The organism is Vibrio sp. Vb1574, from assembly GCF_033338675.1.
Genome location: NZ_JAWOTC010000009.1, coordinates 38,078 through 56,317 on the forward strand (window position 1 = coordinate 38,078; position 18,240 = coordinate 56,317).

Sequence of the window (18,240 nt, forward strand, 5' to 3'; positions counted from 1 at the left end):
GATCGTCGGTTTGCTCGGCAGGTGCGTCAGCTTCTTCCGCTTCGGTTGAGTCTGCTTGCTTCGCTTTGCGCGCTTTGGCTCGAGCAATTGCAGCGGCAACTGCGGCTTTCTTCGGATCGCTGTCTTGCTGTGCAGACGTTTCCGATTCTACAGATTCAGTTGAATCTTCTTGTTGTGCTTTTTTCGCTTTAGCTCGGGCGATGGCGGCCGCAACTGCCGATTTTTTATCATGAGCGTTATTGTCTGGCGTTTCGCCTTGTTCTTTTTGCGCTTTACGTTCGCGAGCAAGACGTTTGCGTTCTTCGCGCAGTTTTGCCATTTCTGAGTTATCAGGTTCACTAGAGCCTGCTTTAGCTGCTGCCGCTTGTTTAGCCTTCGCTTTGGCAATGGCTGCCGCTACGGCTGGTTTTACTGCTGGCTCTGCTTTTTCAGTGGTTTCTGTCTTTTGAGCTTTCACTCGTGCGATTGCTGCTGCTATCGCATCATCGCCGCCAGAAGACTTCATCTCTTTACGGCGCTGATCGGCAGCTTTCTTGAAGCGATTTTCACGTTCTGCTTTTTCGCGTTCCATACGCGCTTTTTTCTCTTCAAAACGCAGTTTTGCTCGCTCTGCAGCTTCCGCTTCTTGTGTTCTAGTTCGAATTTCTGCTTTCGCTTGACGGTAGTACTGTACGAGCGGAATTTCACTTGGACATACAAACGCACAAGCGCCGCACTCGATACAATCCTTTAAGTTTAATTCTTCGAGTTTGTCATACTCTTCAGCTTTTGCATGCCATTGCAGTTGTTGAGGCAGCAGCGAAGCAGGGCACGCTTCGGCACATTGGCTACAGCGAATACATTCCATCTCATACTGGTGCGGAGAGATCTCACGACGAGTCGGAGCAAGGATACAGTTTGCTGTCTTGGTAATCGGCACTTGGGAGTGAGGAAGGGTAAAGCCCATCATTGGCCCACCCATAATTAAACGCTGTAACTTCTTATCTGCTTTATAGCCAAACTCATCCAACAGTGCTTGTACTGGTGTCCCTAACAATGCCCAAACGTTGCGTGGTTGTTTGAAGGTTTTACCAGTGAGAGTCACGATGCGCTTTATCATCGGTTCACCGTCGATGACTGCGCGTTTTATAGCGTAAAGAGAACCAACATTCTGAACCAAAATACCAATATCGGCTGGAATCGCGCCACTTGGTACTTCTTTATTGGTTAAAATTTTGATCAGCTGTTTTTCACCGCCAGAAGGGTATTTAGTCGGGATAACGCGAATAACGATATCTTTGTTTATAGCCGCAGCTTCTAGCGCTTTGATTGCTTCTGGCTTGTTGTCTTCAATGCCAATAATCGTGAGCTTTGGTGTCAGGATATGTTCGACAATTTCGATACCTTGAATAAGCTCTTCGGCATGTTCTTGCATGAGCTTGTCATCAGACGTGATGTATGGCTCGCACTCTGCTGCATTAACGATAAGAATCTCGGTACGAGCAAAACCTGATTGGATTTTTTTTGCAGTAGGGAAGCCTGCGCCACCCATACCAGAAATACCAGCGAGACGAATAATATCAATCAGTGCGTCAGGGGTTTCTTGTTGGTAATCTGCGACGGGGTTTCTTTCACACCATGCATCTTTCCCATCAGGCGTGATGACTGCGCACAACTCACTTAACCCAGAAGGGTGCGCGACAGTTCGTGGCTCAATCGCGGTGAGCGTACCTGATGTTGGAGCATGCACTGGAACCGTAAAGCCGGTCTCCGATTGCGTTAATGGCTGACCTTTTAATACGTAGTCACCTTCGGCAACCAGTAGGTTACCCGCTTTACCAATGTGCTGTTTTAGCGGCAATACAATTTCTGACGGGATAGCCGCATGAGCGAGTTCAGTTTTGTTGGACTGCTTTTTATTTTCTGCCGGATGCACACCACCTGGGAAATCCCAAAGCGCGCCTGTACGAATTTGTTCAATCAAAGACAACATGTGAAACCTTACTTAATTGAATCTTTCACGTTCGCTGCATTGTCGGCAGCATCCGTAATGTTAAGTACCGGAATGGAGTGAAGTTGCCACTTCCAGCTTTCTGTGGTCGTTGCCACAGGAATCATTTCAATACAATCAGTCGGACATGGGGCAACACACAAGTCACAGCCCGTACATTCGTCTTTGATTACGGTATGGACCGCCTTTGTTCCGCCTACAATTGCATCCACCGGACACGCCTGAATACACTTAGTGCAGCCAATACACATGTCTTCATGAATAAACGCAACGGTTGGAATTTTGCTGTCGAGATCGTGCGCAGATTCTTCTGGCTCAACACCCATTAAGTCGGCGAGCTTTTCGATTGTTGCCTGGCCTCCAGGGGGACATTTGTTGATGTGGTCGCCATTTGCAATTGCTTCAGCATAAGGACGGCAACCAGGGTAGCCACATTGACCGCATTGAGTTTGCGGTAAAATGGCGTCGATTTGATCCACAATAGGGTCCGCTTCAACTTTAAAGCGAATAGAAGCAAAACCAAGTATCGCGCCGAAAATCGCAGCCAGAACCGCTAACGCGATAATCGCAATTAAAATCGTACTCATCGCTTACTTCACCAAACCTGTAAAGCCCATAAAGGCGAGTGACATTAAACCTGCTGTAATCATTGCTATTGATGCACCTTTAAAAGGTACAGGAACGTCGGCGGCGGCTATGCGCTCTCGCATGGATGCAAAAAGTATCAACACCAATGAGAAACCAACAGCGGCGCCGAAGCCGTAGATGATCGATTCAATAAAGTTATGGTTTTCATTAATGTTAAGAAGTGCCACGCCCAATACTGCGCAGTTTGTTGTGATCAGCGGTAAGAAAATGCCAAGCAAGCGATAAAGCGTCGGGCTGGTTTTGTGCACAACCATTTCGGTGAACTGCACCACAACGGCTATCACCAAAATAAAACTCATGGTTCGAAGGTACTCAATACCCAGTGGACGAAGGATGTAGCTTTCCACTAAATACGCACACACTGACGCGAGCGTTAGCACAAAAGTTGTCGCTAAGCCCATACCTATTGCTGTTTCCAGTTTTTTGGACACGCCCATGAAAGGACATAGGCCCAAAAACTTCACCAGTACAAAGTTGTTCACCAGCACAGTGCCGACCAACAACAAAATATATTCGGTCATAGTTATTACGTTCTTAAAATCCGATCTTGATATTATCGTGTTTTGTGACACCAATAACAACCAGTGAACGATGTGGTTTTACATACACGATGGAAAAATAGTCGTCTATTTGATCTATTTTGATGAATCAATAAGAAATTGAATCGTTTGCTGAATGTATTGTTAGCGAGAGGATACTACCTATTAATTTTCATCTAATGTGTGATTTTAAAAAAAGCCCGCCTCTTCCAGGTAGAAAAGAGAGGCGGGCAACGCATATTTACAAGCTAATTATTTAAACTTTCTGAGTGCTTGATGGACTGTGTTTATATCTTACTTGTGAAGGTACGAGTGATGACGTCTTGCTGTTGCTCTGTCGTTAGAGAGTTAAAACGTACCGCATAACCAGACACTCGAATCGTCAACTGAGGGTATTTCTCTGGATGTTCAACCGCATCCAATAACATCTCTCGGTCCAGAACGTTGACGTTAAGGTGTTGACCACCTTCAATCGCAATGCCCTCGTTGCTTGCTTCGTGATGGAAGTAACCATCCATTAGCGCGGCTAGGTTTTTCTTCTGACTTAATTCATCTTTACCCAGTGCGTTAGGCACAATTGAGAAGGTGTAAGAAATACCATCTTTCGCGTAAGCAAACGGCAGTTTAGATACCGATGCCAAAGACGCAACCGCCCCTTTTTCATCACGACCGTGCATTGGGTTTGCACCCGGCCCAAAAGGCATACCTGCGCGACGGCCATCTGGTGTATTACCCGTTTTTTTGCCGTAAACCACGTTAGATGTGATCGTTAGGATAGATTGAGTTGGCACTGCTTCGCGGTAGGTGTGCATCTTCTGAATTTTCTTCATGAAGCGCTCAACCAGATCACAAGCGATGTCATCAACACGGGCATCATTGTTACCAAATTTTGGATAATCACCTTCGATTTTAAAATCAACGGCGATGCCATCTTCATCACGAACGGGTTTCACGGTTGCGTATTTAATTGCTGCTAAAGAGTCTGCAACAACAGACAGACCTGCAATACCACACGCCATCGTGCGGTGCACGTCGCGATCCATCAATGCCATCAGTGATGCTTCGTAGCTGTAACGGTCATGCGAATAATGGATGATGTTCAACGCTGTGACGTATTGCGTTGCTAGCCACTCCAACATATTGTCGAAACGAGGCATCAAAGCGTCAAAGTCGAGAATTTCATCTTGAACTTTGTCCACTACCGGACCCACTTGCGCTTTCGATTTTTCATCGATACCACCATTGATGGTGTAAAGCAGTGCTTTTGCAAGGTTGGCACGTGCACCAAAGAATTGCATGTGCTGACCAACAACCTGCGGGCTCACACAACAGGCAATCGCGTAGTCGTCATTGTCGAAATCAGGACGCATTAGATCGTCGTTTTCGTATTGAACCGAAGAGGTATCAATCGACACTTTTGCAGCATATTGTTTGAACGCTTCAGGCAATTGCTCTGACCAAAGAATCGTCATATTTGGTTCAGGAGCAGGGCCCATAGTATGTAGCGTATGTAAGTATCGGAATGTCGTTTTAGACACTAGTGTACGGCCATCAACACCCATACCTGCCATGGCTTCGGTTGCCCAGATTGGGTCGCCAGAAAACAATGAATCGTATTCTGGTGTGCGTAGGAAGCGAACCATGCGTAGCTTCATGATGAAGTGGTCAATCATTTCTTGCGCTTGTGATTCATCAATCAAATCGTTTGCGATATCGCGCTCTAGATAGACGTCTAGGAAAGTCGAAGTACGGCCCAGTGACATTGCTGCGCCGTTTTGCGATTTAACCGCCGCTAGGTAGCCAAAGTAGGTAAATTGGATCGCTTCTTGTGCTGTTTTTGCAGGTAGCGACATATCAATGCCGTATTTCAGACCCATTTGACGAATGTCTTCAAGTGCTTGAACTTGATCGGCTATTTCTTCGCGAAGACGAAGTGTTTTCTCAAGATCGTTGCCTTGTTCTAAGAACGTTTGTGTTGAATTGTATTGTTCTTTTTTGTCTGCTTTTAAGAAGTCGATACCGTATAGGGCGAGACGGCGATAGTCACCAATGATACGACCACGGCCATAAGCATCAGGAAGGCCCGTGATGATGCCGGATTTACGACAGGCTAGAATTTCTTTGGTGTAAAGGTCGAAACACGCTTTGTTGTGAGTTTTACGGTATTCAGTGAAGATTTTTTCAACCGTTGGATCCAATTCGCGGCCATAAACTTCGCACGAGTTTTTTACCATGCGAATCCCGCCATTGGCGATGATTGCACGTTTTAGCGGTTGATCAGTTTGTAAGCCAACGATCTTTTCCAGATCTTTGTTGATGTAGCCTGCATCGTGGGAAGTGATTGTTGAGGGCAAGTCTGTGTCAAAATCAATAGGGGCGTGTGTGCGGCTTTCTTGTTTTATGCCTTCAAGCACTTGGTTCCATAATGCTGAAGTGGATTTGCTAACCTCGGCTAAGAAAGACTCGTCTCCCTCATAGGGTGTATAGTTTTTTTGGATGAAGTCACGAGTGTTGACAGAGTTTTGCCATTCACCAGCAGTAAATCCAGCCCATGCATCTAGCATGTCAGTTGTCGGAATAGTCATAAGTAAATCCCTAAGTTATTGATAATTAGAATGGAGGCGACGAGTAGGACGGAACCATTCTTAACCCTTTTAATCGTATGGATTTATTTATTATGAGTAAAATGAATGCTTTTCATTTTTTTAATGATTAAATTGCATTAATAATAGATTCAACTATTTACGATTGTGTTTTGCTAGAAAAGAGACAGAATTAAATGTGTGGTGCTGTGAGAACACTATCTATGACAATGTTATGAGTTCTGTAATTTGAACTTATTTCGGTGTGATTTTATGGCGCCTAGATTGGCTTAGATTTCCTGGCGATTAAGATACAAAAAAAGCCGTGTCTTGCGACACGGCTTTTCTATAATCTGGCTCCTCCTGCTGGGCTCGAACCAGCGACCTGCGGATTAACAGTCCGTCGCTCTACCAACTGAGCTAAGGAGGAATTGCTTTGCTTGAAAGCGGGACGAATCTTACCGAGCACTCAAACTACTGTCAACAGTAAAAAAATACATTTTTAGCAAAAAATATTGAGTTAAGGGCTTTACTTTTCTGTATGGCTTGCCAGTAAAGGCTCGAGGTTAGTTATCCACTAAATTTGTGGATAAGTATGTTGATGAGATCTGGGTAAAGAAAGTTGATATGCAACTAAGTTTTTATTTAATGAATTTTTAGTCAGAGTTATGCGTAAAATAAGCAAATAAAACAGAGATTTATCGATGTTAATCAAAAGGCATTCAAAGTGGATAAAAATCAATCTTTTGGGGATAAGAAAGTTTTAAGCTAATTTTTGGGGAAAAGTTGTGGAAACTATAATGTGAAGAATGTGTGTAGCTCTTCAACTAGGGCGAAGTACTATATCAGAGTCACTTTTGTATGGCTATAGCATTCTAGACAAACAAGAAAATTTATTAACAATGATGGTTAAATTCTCGATAGACGTAGATTTCATTAGCTAAGGTGTATATATATACAGCCAAAGCGCAGTAAAATTGAGGAAGGGTATGAGTAAAGTCTATGAATTGGTCTCCGATTATCAGCCGTCGGGCGATCAACCAGGAGCGATCAATCAGTTGCTTGAGGGGCTCGATGCTGGGCTAGCACATCAAACCTTGTTGGGGGTCACAGGCTCAGGTAAAACCTTCACACTAGCGAATGTGATTGCTCAAGCCCAACGACCTGCAATATTACTTGCGCCAAACAAAACGCTTGCTGCTCAGTTATATGGTGAGATGAAGTCATTCTTTCCTAATAATGCGGTTGAGTATTTTGTTTCTTACTACGATTACTACCAACCTGAAGCGTACGTTCCCACAACAGATACTTTCATTGAAAAGGACGCTTCGGTTAACGCCCACATTGAGCAAATGCGACTGTCTGCCACTAAAGCTTTATTGGAACGGAAAGACGCTATTATCGTTGCTTCGGTTTCAGCTATCTATGGTTTGGGTGATCCGGAATCCTACTTACAAATGATGCTTCATTTGCGACGTGGAGATGTGATTGATCAGCGTGATATGCTTCGTCGCCTAGCGGAGCTCCAATACTCGCGCAATGACGTTGCATTTGAGCGTGGCCAATTCCGTGTTCGAGGTGAAGTGATTGACATCTTCCCAGCCGAATCAGACCAAGACGCTGTGCGCGTTGAGATGTTTGACGATGAGGTGGATTGCATCAGTGTGTTCGACCCATTGACAGGCGTGGTCAAACAACGAGACTTGCCGCGCTATACCATCTATCCCAAGACGCACTATGTCACGCCAAGAGATCGCATTCTTGAAGCGATTGAAAATATTAAAGTCGAACTAGAAGTGCGCAAAAAGCAGCTTCTAGATAACAACAAGCTACTGGAAGAGCAGCGAATTAGCCAGCGCACTCAATTCGATATCGAAATGATGAATGAGTTGGGCTTTTGCTCCGGTATCGAAAACTATTCTCGTTATCTCAGTGGACGCTCGGAAGGTGAGCCGCCACCAACCCTGTTTGACTACTTACCTCATGATGGCTTGTTGATCATCGATGAATCTCACGTGACAGTACCGCAGATAGGTGCCATGTATAAAGGTGACCGTTCGCGTAAAGAAACGCTGGTGGAGTTTGGTTTCCGGTTACCTTCAGCTTTGGATAATCGTCCACTGAAGTTTGAGGAGTTTGAAGCACTAGCGCCACAAACGATTTTCGTCTCTGCTACGCCCGGAAATTACGAACTAGAAAAATCGGCGGGTGATGTGGCGGATCAAGTCGTTCGTCCAACAGGCTTGCTTGACCCTGAGTTGGAAGTTCGCCCAGTAGCGACCCAAGTCGACGACCTATTGTCTGAGATCCGTATTCGCGCTGCTAAAGATGAACGAGTTCTGGTTACAACACTGACCAAACGAATGGCTGAAGATCTCACCGAATACCTTCACGAACATGATGTTAAGGTACGTTATTTACACTCAGACATTGATACTGTTGAGCGTGTGGAAATTATCCGTGACCTTCGTCTTGGGGAATTTGACGTGCTGGTGGGAATAAACTTATTGAGAGAGGGCCTGGATATGCCAGAGGTCTCGTTAGTTGCAATTTTGGATGCGGATAAAGAGGGCTTCTTGCGGTCTGAACGCTCACTCATTCAGACCATTGGTCGTGCTGCACGAAACATCGAAGGTAAGGCGATTTTATACGCTGACCGAATCACCAACTCAATGAAAAAGGCGATGGATGAAACTAACCGTCGTCGCGAGAAGCAGGAAGCGTACAACGAAGAAATGGGTATTTCGCCACAAGCGCTCAAACGAAATATCAAAGACATCATGGAACTTGGCGATATCACTAAGTCTAAACGCCAGCGTAACACTAAACAGGTACCATTATCGAAAGTGGCGGAGCCTTCGCAAACTTACGAGGCACTGTCCCCTCAGCAGCTAGAAAAAGAAATCAATCGACTGGAGGCAGCGATGTATCAGCATGCGCAAGATTTAGAATTTGAGTTAGCGGCACAAAAGCGTGACGAGATTGAAAAACTACGAGCGCAGTTCATCGCAAATAGTTGAACAAACTTACCGATTTAACTATCCAAGCATTTTAGGTCGCTTGTAAAAAAAGAAGCCAATAGGCAGTCGGGTCTATTGGCTTGTTTTGTGAACATATCGTTCACTAACAACGTCAGTTGGCTAGGTGACCCGAGGGGTCACTATCGTTACAGCATGGTTTGTGCCACTTTTTAAATAATTGATATTATTTTTGAATTTTTTCCTTTGCCCATAATTTAGCTAATGTTATTTGCAAAATGCAAAGCGTAATGCGATTATTGTTTAAAACACAACAAAATAATAGCTAGGTTATGCAACAAAAACCCGAAGGCCCAAAGTCTCGTTACCTTTTAATGGTCGAGGACACCGCATCTGTTGCGGCTCTGTACCGCTCATACCTGACACCGCTTGGCATAGATATCAATATTGTCGGCACAGGTAGGGATGCCATTGAGAGCCTAAATCATCGAATTCCAGATCTTATTTTACTCGATCTCCGTCTGCCAGATATGACGGGGATGGACGTTTTACATGCCGTTAAAAAGAGTCATCCCGACGTACCTATAATTTTTATGACCGCTCACGGTTCTATCGATACCGCTGTCGAGGCCATGCGTCATGGCTCACAAGACTTTCTAATTAAACCGTGTGAAGCAGACCGTTTACGTGTCACGGTTAACAATGCAATTCGTAAAGCGACCAAGCTAAAAAATGAAGCCGATAATCCAGGCAATCAGAGCTATCAGGGGTTTATCGGCAGTAGCCAAACCATGCAGCAGGTTTACCGTACGATAGATTCAGCGGCGAGCAGTAAAGCGAGTATTTTTATCACAGGTGAAAGTGGAACTGGTAAAGAGGTATGTGCCGAGGCTATTCACGCAGCAAGTAAACGTGGTGACAAACCTTTTATTGCAATTAACTGTGCTGCAATTCCAAAAGATTTGATTGAGAGTGAACTGTTTGGTCACGTAAAAGGGGCCTTTACTGGCGCTGCGAATGATCGTCAAGGGGCAGCTGAGTTAGCGGATGGCGGCACACTTTTTCTAGATGAGCTTTGTGAGATGGACTTGGATTTACAAACCAAGTTGCTACGATTTATTCAAACGGGCACATTCCAAAAAGTGGGTTCCTCAAAAATGAAGAGCGTGGATGTGCGCTTTGTTTGTGCCACTAACCGTGATCCCTGGAAAGAGGTACAAGAAGGTCGATTCCGTGAAGATTTGTACTATCGTTTGTATGTCATTCCTTTGCATTTACCGCCTTTACGCGAACGAGGCGAAGATGTTATTGAAATTGCATACTCACTGCTAGGTTACATGTCACACGAAGAAGGAAAAAGCTTCATACGTTTTGCGCCTGATGTCATCGAGCGATTCAACAGCTATGAGTGGCCGGGTAACGTTCGTCAGTTACAAAACGTGCTACGCAATATCGTTGTTCTAAACAACGGTAAAGAGATTACGTTGGACATGTTACCGCCACCGTTGAATCAACCGCTTGACCGTCCGTCGTCTGTGGCTAAATTAATTGAGCCGAAAGCGATGACCGCATCTGAGATTATGCCATTATGGATGACGGAAAAAATGGCAATCGAGCAAGCGATTGAAGCATGTGATGGCAATATTCCTCGAGCGGCGGGATACCTTGATGTCAGTCCGTCGACGATTTACCGCAAGTTACAGGCATGGAACGGCAAGGAAGAGCGGCAAAAAGTATGAGTGTAAATGTATTAAATCAGCAAAAAATAGATGAACTGTCGATGGAAATTGGCAGTGACAACGTACCTGTACTGTTCGATATCTTCCTAGGAGAAATGGATACCTATATCGAGAACTTATCCCAACTGCAGGGGGCAGAGCGATTAGCTTACTCAAAAGAAATCAGCCACGCGTTGAAAAGTAGTGCTGCGAGCTTTGGGGCAGATCGCCTTTGTGAACTGGCTATGTCCATAGACAAAAAAGCGAAAGCCGGTGAGTTGACTGCGGAGTCTGAGGAGTTAGAGGCTATGTTCGATCTTTTGCACGAAACTCGAGATGCTTATCGCTCTTGGCGACAGTAACTATTTATTCCTATTAACCATTTTTTCTTAGTAAACATCTGTTCTTACTGGATGCCTGAACTAAAACCCTTCGATGACAGAAGGGTTTTCATTATCAATAAACACCTTAAAAGAGGGCGCTAACCAGGTAACGTGCTCTTAAATAGAAAGTTGTAGCTGATTTTCAATCGCTAGTTTGAGCTTGTTTCTATCGTGACGCCAGTCTCGGTTAGAGGAGGCGAGTGACTCCGTCACTACATTCCATTGACTTAAGACGTCTTGCTCGGTTTTCTCTGCTAGAACCACGTCTATTTTTCTTCCTTGACAGGCACGTTCACACCATTCTAATTTTTGAGCCATCGTCATTCGTCCCGCTGGGCCGTATTCTGGACTCAGGTTAGCAACAAAAATGACTTTTGCTTTTGTGTTTGCTGCAATCGCTTTGCCGAGTTCAGGCAGCAATAAAGGAGGCATGATACTGGTTAAAAAACTGCCAGGGCCAAGAATAATCGCGTCCGCTTCCGCCAAAGCTGTGATGGCTTCTTTGGTGGCAGGCACTTCTGGTGAAAGGTCCAAGCGTCGTAGGTCTGCTTTCATTTCGTCGACATTTGTTTCTCCCGTAACCCACTTCCCATCTACGGATAACGCGGAAAGATCCGAAGGGTGTTCGGACATAGGAAGGATGTTAACGTCGACTTTTAACATATTGCGAATCAGATTAATGGCATCTAAAGGTCTGACCGATAAGTTATCGAGTGCAGTAAGCATCAAATTACCAAGATTATGACCATCAAGTTCGCCAGTGCCTTTGAAGCGATATTCAAACATCATCGAACTGATTGAAGGCTCTGTAATGAGCTGATTAATACAGTTACGTGTGTCTCCCCAAGCGATTCCTCCTTGGCAGTGACGAATTCTTCCTGTTGAACCACCATTGTCAGTCGTGGCAACAATCCCAGTTGCATTGCTGCCAAAATCTCGTAATGCGGCCAGCATTCGACCTAAGCCATGACCACCGCCAACAGCGACCACTTTTTTATCTGTGTAGATATTCATTATGTTCTTCTAATAATCTAATAAAAAACGGCTACAATTTATCTTAAGGAGTGTCTTAAAGGTACTCACTTAGCGGTAAATTGTGTCTCTAGAGAGTTTTTTATCACTCAAGTCTGGATTCCATTACAAATATTAAGTATTTTACACCGCAAAGCTATCAGAGATTTCATATCTCTGGTTGCCATAACTCCGAGCTCACTATTGCTAAGTCCTTGGATAGGCGTTTTGAGCCAGTGGCATACTGTCACAAGGGCATGATTGGAAATGGCCATGCCTCCCGTGTTTGGAAAGGTGTTCCGTGGCGCAACAATTCGAAGACAAATTTCATCGTAAGTTTTATTACTTGCGTCTGTCTGTGACCGACGTATGTAATTTCAAATGTACCTATTGCCTTCCTGATGGCTATAAGCCTTCGGGCAATAAAAACTCGTCTTTTTTATCTCTCCCTGAAATCAAACGGGTCGTAAAAGCATTCGCTGATTGTGGCACGTCAAAAGTGCGCATCACTGGTGGTGAGCCTAGCTTACGCAAAGATTTTACCGACATTATCCATTCAGTAGCGGCGACGCCTGGCATTCAAAAAGTTGCAACGACAACCAATGGCTACCGCATGGCAAAACAAGTCGCAGAATGGCGTGAAGCGGGTTTAACCCACATTAATGTCAGTGTGGATAGCCTTGACCCGCGTATGTTTCATCAAATCACAGGTGAAAATAAGTTTACTGAAGTCATGAATGGTATCGAACGTGCGTTCGAGGTCGGTTATGAGCAAGTAAAAGTTAATGTGGTGTTGATGAAAGATCTGAACCATCACGAGCTGCCAGCGTTTCTTAACTGGATAAAAGATCGTCCAATCCAACTGCGTTTCATTGAGTTGATGCAAACGGGTGAGATGGATGAGCTATTTAATAAGCACCATGTATCCGGAGTGGCAATCCGTAACCAGCTAATTGCAAATGGTTGGTTGCTGAAAGTGCGCTCGCATAATGATGGTCCTGCGCAAGTATTTGTTCATCCTGATTACAAGGGTGAAATAGGTCTTATCATGCCTTATGAAAAAGACTTTTGTGAAAGCTGCAACCGACTGCGCGTTTCTGCGATGGGTAAGCTGCACCTATGTCTGTTTGGAGACCACGGTGTAGAATTGCGTGATCTTTTGGAACGTGATGAGCAAGAGAGTGAGCTTATTGAACGTATCCAGGCGCAGTTACAAACCAAGTCGGTAAGCCATTTCTTGCATGATGGCAATACTGGTATGACGCCACACCTCGCGTCTATCGGCGGCTAACTTCATTCAATTTTTAGAGCGAGTTCACTGATAAGCTGGCTCTAACTTTTTCCGAATCGATACCAAGCGTATCAAAGCTAATTAAGAGAATAGGTGAACAAATGGGTCACGCTGAAAGCAAATTCCAACCTGCAAATATTGCCGTTCTAACGGTATCTGACACTCGTACTGAAGAAAACGATACCTCTGGTCGTTACCTTGCTGAACATGCTCAAGAAGCGGGTCACAACGTAGTAGACAAGCAAATTGTTATTGATGATATGTACAAGATCCGCGCGATTGTTTCTCAATGGATTGCTGATGAAAGCGTACAAGCGATCATGATTACTGGCGGTACAGGTTTCACCTCACGTGATAGCACGCCAGAAGCACTTAAGCCTCTATTTGATAAAGAAGTTGAAGGTTTTGGTGAGTTGTTCCGTATGGTGTCGTACGAAGAGATCGGTACGTCTACGATTCAGTCTCGTGCGATTGCTGGTTTTGCTAACCACACCGTGATCTTCGCAATGCCAGGTTCAACTGGTGCGTGCCGCACAGGCTGGACAAAAATTATTAAACAGCAGTTGGATGCAAGTCATCGCCCTTGTAACTTCATGCCACACCTATCTGTATAACCTTTCCTAAAAGCGAAGGAAAAACAATGACCCAATTTACACATATCAATGCTTCTGGCGAAGCAAACATGGTTGACGTGTCAGCAAAAACGGAGACGGTTCGTGAAGCTCGTGCTGAAGCATTTGTTCACATGGCCCCAGAAACACTTCAACTGATTGTCTCTGGCCAGCACCACAAAGGTGATGTATTTGCGACGGCTCGTATTGCTGGTATTCAAGCTGCGAAGAAAACCTGGGATTTGATTCCACTTTGTCATCCGCTACTACTCTCTAAAGTTGAAGTTCAACTGGAAGCTATCGAAGCAGAAAACAAAGTTCGCATCGAATCAGTATGTAAACTTGCGGGTAAAACTGGTGTGGAAATGGAAGCGCTCACGGCAGCTTCCGTTGCTGCTCTAACGATTTACGATATGTGTAAAGCAGTACAAAAAGACATGGTCATTGGTCAAGTTCGTCTACTAGAGAAAACGGGTGGTAAATCTGGTCACTTTAAGGTGGAATCATGATTAAAGTACTTTTCTTTGCTCAAACTCGCGAGCTGATTGGCATCGACAGTGTCGAGTTAGACGGGCCGTTTGAAACGGTTGAATCAATTCGTGCACATCTAGTGGAAGAAGGCACTAAGAAAGATGGCAAGTGGGATTTAGCGCTCGAGCCAGGAAAGCTACTTGCTGCAGTGAACCAATCCATCGTCCCTTTGGATACACAAGTAAAAGCAGGTGACGAAGTTGCGTTTTTCCCGCCGGTAACTGGGGGTTAAGATGGATTCTCGTGTATCTGTACAAATTGAAGACTTTTCGGTTGAGCAAGAATATCAACGTCTATCTGAAGGGACGGCTGCCGGCGCTGTCGTTACATTCGTTGGTAAAGTTCGAGATATGAACCTTGGGGATAATGTCATTGGTTTACATCTAGAGCACTATCCGGGGATGACAGAGAAGAGCTTGAGCGACATTTGTGATCAAGCTGAGTCTCGCTGGCCACTATTAGGTGTACGCGTGATTCATCGCGTCGGAGACATGGATAGCGGTGATCAAATTGTATTTGTGGGCGTTTCCAGTGCGCACCGCGGCGCGGCATTTGATGCGTGCGAGTTCATCATGGATTATCTGAAAACCCAAGCTCCATTTTGGAAAAAAGAGCGTACGACGAATGAAGATCGTTGGGTTGAGTCGCGCGACACCGATCATCAAGCTGCACAGCGTTGGGAAAAATAGAACTAACCCGCATTCTAGTGAAAAAAGCTAAGTGCTAATGGTACTTAGCTTTTTTTGTATTTATCTTCATTGTATTGCTCACTTTGTTTCAATATTTCCTATCTTTTGTCTGGTGATATTCTTCACAATAAAAGTTTTTTGCCCAATATATAAACAATTATTTGTTAGACTTGATTTGTCATAAATGTTAAATGATGTGTAAATATCTAGCATAAGATGCTAGTAAATGGTTTAAACTCAGATTAATCGAAAGTTTCGCCTGTTAAATGTCGCTTCTGGTCTTTATTTGGCTGGTGAATGCTTTGGGGTTAGAGTTTACTGCTAGATATGTGTGGTTTAGTCAGCATTATTGGTTTTTTTGCTACATTTTTATGGCAAATTACTTCAATGATTGCTAATGTGTGCCGCAGTCTTTGTAAGGTTTTAGACTTTTGTGCTCAGAAAGTGCACTAAAAAAATCTAAAACTCTGACCGTTCCAGGCCCTTACAAAGAAGTCATGGATGCTAACGAAAAAATTTGGAGTTTTACGCATGTATAAGAATAAAATCACGCGCGCTTTATTTATTGGTGCTGGTCTTTCTCTCGCTCTAGCTGGTTGTGGTGAAAAGCCTGCGGAGAAACAAGCTGCTGAGCCTGCTCCGGCTCCAGCCCCTGAAGCTAAATCTGATTCTAAAGAGCCAAAACTTGCTGCTGTTCAAGAATTGGTGCGTGGTAACGGTACAGAAGTTGCGACAATAGACCCTCATAAATCTCAAGGTGTTCCAGAATCCCACGTGATTCGCGATCTTCTTGAAGGCCTTGTAAACCAAGATGCGGACGGTAACACTATCCCTGGTGTTGCAGAATCTTGGGAAACTGAAGACAACAAAACATACACTTTCCACTTACGTGAAGACGCAAAATGGTCAAACGGTGATCCTGTCACTGCAGGTGATTTCGTTTACAGCTTCCAACGCGCAGTCGATCCAGCAACCGCCTCTCCATATGCTTGGTACATGGAATACACCAAGATGAAGAACGCAAAAGACATTGTTGCGGGTAAAAAAGATAAGAGCGAGTTAGGTGTTAAAGCGGTTGACGATCACACGTTAGTGGTTGAGTTAGATACTGCAGTACCATATTTTGTAATGATGATGGGCCACACGACAGTGAAACCTGTTCATCAAGCAACTGTTGAAAAGTTCGGCGATCAATGGACGAAGCCAGAGAACTTTGTAGGTAACGGTGCTTATGTTGTTGACAACTGGGTTGTAAACGAGCGTTTGGTTCTAAAACGTAACGAACAGTACTGGGACAACGAAAACACGACGCTTGACCAGGTTACTTTCCTACCAATCGAGAACCAAGTAGCGGAAATGAACCGCTTCCTAGCGGGTGAAATCGACTTCACGAACGAGCTGCCTACAGAGCACTTCAAGCGTCTGAAGAAAGAGCACCCACAAGAAGTGTCGGTAACCGGTAACTTATGTACTTACTACTACATCTTCAATACGAAGAAAAAGCCGTTTGATGATGTTCGTGTGCGTAAAGCGATTTCTTATGCGATTGACCGTAACATTGTGACCGATGCGATTTTAGGTCAAGGTCAAAAGCCAGCTTACTTCCTAACACCTGAAATTACGGCAGGTTTCAACCCAGAAATTCCTGCATACGGCAAAATGACGCAAGAAGAGCGTAACGCAGAAGCTGCGCGTCTATTGGAAGAAGCGGGTTACGGCGCAGACAACCCTCTTGAATTTAACCTTCTATACAATACATCAGAGAACCACAAGAAACTTGCGGTTGCACTGGGTTCAATGTGGAAGAAGACACTTGGTCTAGACGTTACGCTAGAAAACCAAGAGTGGAAAACTTACCTATCTACCAAAGATTCTGGCAACTTTGAGGTTGCTCGTGCAGGTTGGTGTGGCGACTACAACGAAGCTTCATCTTTCCTAACGCTGATGATGAGTAATAACACTACTGGTGGTATTCACTACGACAGCAAAGAGTACGATGCGATCATGAACAAAGCATTTGCTTCAACTTCTGACGAAGAGCGCCAAGCACTTTACCTAGAAGCAGAGAAGTTGATGGCAAAAGATATGCCAATCGCACCTATCTACCAGTACGTGAAATCACGTCTACTATCACCGAAAGTTGGTGGCTTCCCAGTAAATAACGCGGAAGACAAGATTTACTCTAAAGATCTCTACATCACAGAGTAATTCGTAACTCGATAGAACTATAAAAATGAGGCCCTACATGTGAGAAATTGCATGTAGCGCCTATCTTTAGTCCAAAAGAATTGGACGACTTCTTTAATTTAACTGTCACAGACTGAAAGAGTGAGTTTATGCTTAAATTCATCGCAAAAAGGATATTTGAGGCGATCCCAACAATGTTGGTTTTGATCACCGTATCTTTCTTTCTTATGCGCTTTGCACCGGGAAACCCTTTCTCGACAGAGCGTCCATTGCCACCCGAAGTAATGGCAAATATCGAAGCTAAATATGGCTTGGATAAACCTGTATTTGAACAATACACCACGTATTTGACCAATGTTATCCAAGGCGATTTCGGACCGTCATTTAAATACCTTGATTACTCAGTAAACGAGCTGATCGCGGTTGCCTTACCTGTTTCGGCTAAAGTGGGCTTCATCGCCTTTATCTTTACTTTGATAATGGGGGTTACCGTCGGTACCATTGCTGCGCTCAAGCAAAATACTTGGATTGATTACACCATTATGTCGACTGCGATGCTTGGTGTCGTAATGCCATCCTTCGTATTAGCGCCTGCGCTTATCTACATATTCTCGCTTCACTGGAATATCTTCCCTGCGGGCGGTTGGCAAGATGGTAGCTGGCAGTATTTAGTGCTTCCTGTTATTGGTATGTCGCTACTGTATGTTGCTACCTTTGCTCGTATTACGCGTGGTTCGATGATCGAAACCCTAAACAGTAACTTTATTCGTACGGCACGTGCTAAAGGTCTAAGTTACCGTTATATCATTATCAAACACGCTCTTAAGCCGGCACTTCTCCCTGTTGTTTCTTACATGGGCCCAGCTTTCGTAGGTATCATCACCGGTTCCGTTGTTATCGAAACCATTTTTGGTCTGCCTGGTATTGGTAAACTATTCGTTAACGCTGCGTTTAACCGTGACTACTCGCTAGTAATGGGGGTAACCATTCTGATTGGTTTCCTATTCATTCTATTCAACGCGATTGTAGATATTTTACTTGCAATGATTGACCCGAAAATTCGCTACTAACAGGGACGTTTG

15 protein-coding genes, 1 tRNA gene and 1 riboswitch are annotated in these 18,240 nt (G+C 44.4%); of the genes, 10 read left to right on the top strand and 6 right to left on the bottom strand.

Translation table 11 applies throughout. From position 1 onward, the window contains the following. From rsxC to R7O12_RS08865, 5 genes are all read right to left on the bottom strand, one after another. Nucleotides 1-1,972, bottom strand: a 1,972-nt coding sequence (gene rsxC, locus R7O12_RS08845; protein WP_318125761.1) for an electron transport complex subunit RsxC, incomplete at its 3' end; no start/stop codon positions are given. A gap of 8 nt (nt 1,973-1,980) precedes the next feature. Further along, nucleotides 1,981-2,577 carry an electron transport complex subunit RsxB gene (gene rsxB / locus R7O12_RS08850; protein ID WP_005380760.1) on the bottom strand — a complete coding sequence of 199 codons (597 nt, stop codon included), beginning with the start codon at nt 2,575-2,577 and terminating at the stop codon, nt 1,981-1,983. A 3-nt stretch (nt 2,578-2,580) separates the two neighbouring features. Next, nucleotides 2,581-3,159, bottom strand: a complete 579-nt coding sequence (gene rsxA, locus R7O12_RS08855) for an electron transport complex subunit RsxA (RefSeq protein ID WP_042523119.1) — start codon at nt 3,157-3,159, stop codon at nt 2,581-2,583. Between the two features lie 305 nt (nt 3,160-3,464). Continuing rightward, the gene (gene pflB / locus R7O12_RS08860) at nt 3,465-5,762 is read right to left on the bottom strand and encodes a formate C-acetyltransferase (protein ID WP_213896234.1); all 2,298 of its coding nucleotides are present in this window, start codon (nt 5,760-5,762) and stop codon (nt 3,465-3,467) included. 351 nt (nt 5,763-6,113) lie between these two features. Beyond that, a tRNA-Asn gene (locus R7O12_RS08865) sits at nt 6,114-6,189 on the bottom strand. A 559-nt stretch (nt 6,190-6,748) separates the two neighbouring features. On the opposite strand from R7O12_RS08865, the gene uvrB reads away from it, so the two are divergent. The 3 genes from uvrB to luxU all read left to right on the top strand — a co-directional run bounded on the left by uvrB (nt 6,749) and on the right by luxU (nt 10,817). Continuing rightward, nucleotides 6,749-8,779, top strand: a complete 2,031-nt coding sequence (uvrB, locus tag R7O12_RS08870; protein WP_318104790.1) for an excinuclease ABC subunit UvrB — start codon at nt 6,749-6,751, stop codon at nt 8,777-8,779. A 290-nt stretch (nt 8,780-9,069) separates the two neighbouring features. Further along, entirely contained in the window at nt 9,070-10,476 is a 1,407-nt protein-coding gene (gene luxO / locus R7O12_RS08875) for a quorum-sensing sigma-54 dependent transcriptional regulator LuxO (RefSeq protein ID WP_005380768.1), read from the top strand. Further along, a complete protein-coding gene (gene luxU / locus R7O12_RS08880; protein ID WP_017636054.1) occupies nt 10,473-10,817 on the top strand; it encodes a quorum-sensing phosphorelay protein LuxU in 345 nt (114 codons plus the stop codon). Before luxO ends, luxU begins: the two co-directional genes overlap by 4 nt. 138 nt (nt 10,818-10,955) lie before the next feature. Here the strand turns inward: luxU and R7O12_RS08885 are convergent, their stop codons facing one another. After that, nucleotides 10,956-11,852: a YvcK family protein gene (locus R7O12_RS08885; RefSeq protein ID WP_005388931.1), complete on the bottom strand. Its 897-nt coding sequence runs from the start codon at nt 11,850-11,852 to the stop codon at nt 10,956-10,958. Between the two features lie 175 nt (nt 11,853-12,027). Continuing rightward, nucleotides 12,028-12,162: riboswitch (molybdenum cofactor riboswitch) on the top strand. Between R7O12_RS08885 and moaA the strand changes: the two genes are divergently transcribed. The 7 genes from moaA to oppB all read left to right on the top strand — a co-directional run bounded on the left by moaA (nt 12,151) and on the right by oppB (nt 18,228). Beyond that, nucleotides 12,151-13,140 (top strand): GTP 3',8-cyclase MoaA, encoded by a 990-nt coding sequence (gene moaA / locus R7O12_RS08890; RefSeq protein ID WP_171344338.1) that lies wholly within the window; start codon nt 12,151-12,153, stop codon nt 13,138-13,140. It overlaps the preceding riboswitch by 12 nt. 101 nt (nt 13,141-13,241) lie before the next feature. After that, a complete protein-coding gene (gene moaB, locus R7O12_RS08895) occupies nt 13,242-13,754 on the top strand; it encodes a molybdenum cofactor biosynthesis protein B (RefSeq protein ID WP_005388935.1) in 513 nt (170 codons plus the stop codon). 26 nt (nt 13,755-13,780) lie between these two features. Further along, complete coding sequence (gene moaC, locus R7O12_RS08900) at nt 13,781-14,260, top strand: cyclic pyranopterin monophosphate synthase MoaC (RefSeq protein WP_005380779.1); 480 nt, start codon at nt 13,781-13,783, stop codon at nt 14,258-14,260. Beyond that, a complete protein-coding gene (gene moaD, locus R7O12_RS08905) occupies nt 14,257-14,514 on the top strand; it encodes a molybdopterin synthase sulfur carrier subunit (protein WP_005388938.1) in 258 nt (85 codons plus the stop codon). The genes moaC and moaD overlap by 4 nt, the downstream gene beginning before the upstream one ends. A 1-nt stretch (nt 14,515) precedes the next feature. Continuing rightward, nucleotides 14,516-14,971, top strand: coding sequence for a molybdopterin synthase catalytic subunit MoaE (moaE, locus tag R7O12_RS08910; protein WP_017821374.1), 456 nt, complete (start codon nt 14,516-14,518; stop codon nt 14,969-14,971). A 531-nt stretch (nt 14,972-15,502) separates the two neighbouring features. Beyond that, the gene (locus R7O12_RS08915) at nt 15,503-17,179 is read left to right on the top strand and encodes an ABC transporter substrate-binding protein (protein ID WP_017633862.1); all 1,677 of its coding nucleotides are present in this window, start codon (nt 15,503-15,505) and stop codon (nt 17,177-17,179) included. A 128-nt stretch (nt 17,180-17,307) separates the two neighbouring features. Next, nucleotides 17,308-18,228 (top strand): oligopeptide ABC transporter permease OppB, encoded by a 921-nt coding sequence (oppB, locus tag R7O12_RS08920; RefSeq protein WP_005380786.1) that lies wholly within the window; start codon nt 17,308-17,310, stop codon nt 18,226-18,228. The last annotated feature ends 12 nt before the right edge of the window (nt 18,229-18,240 follow it).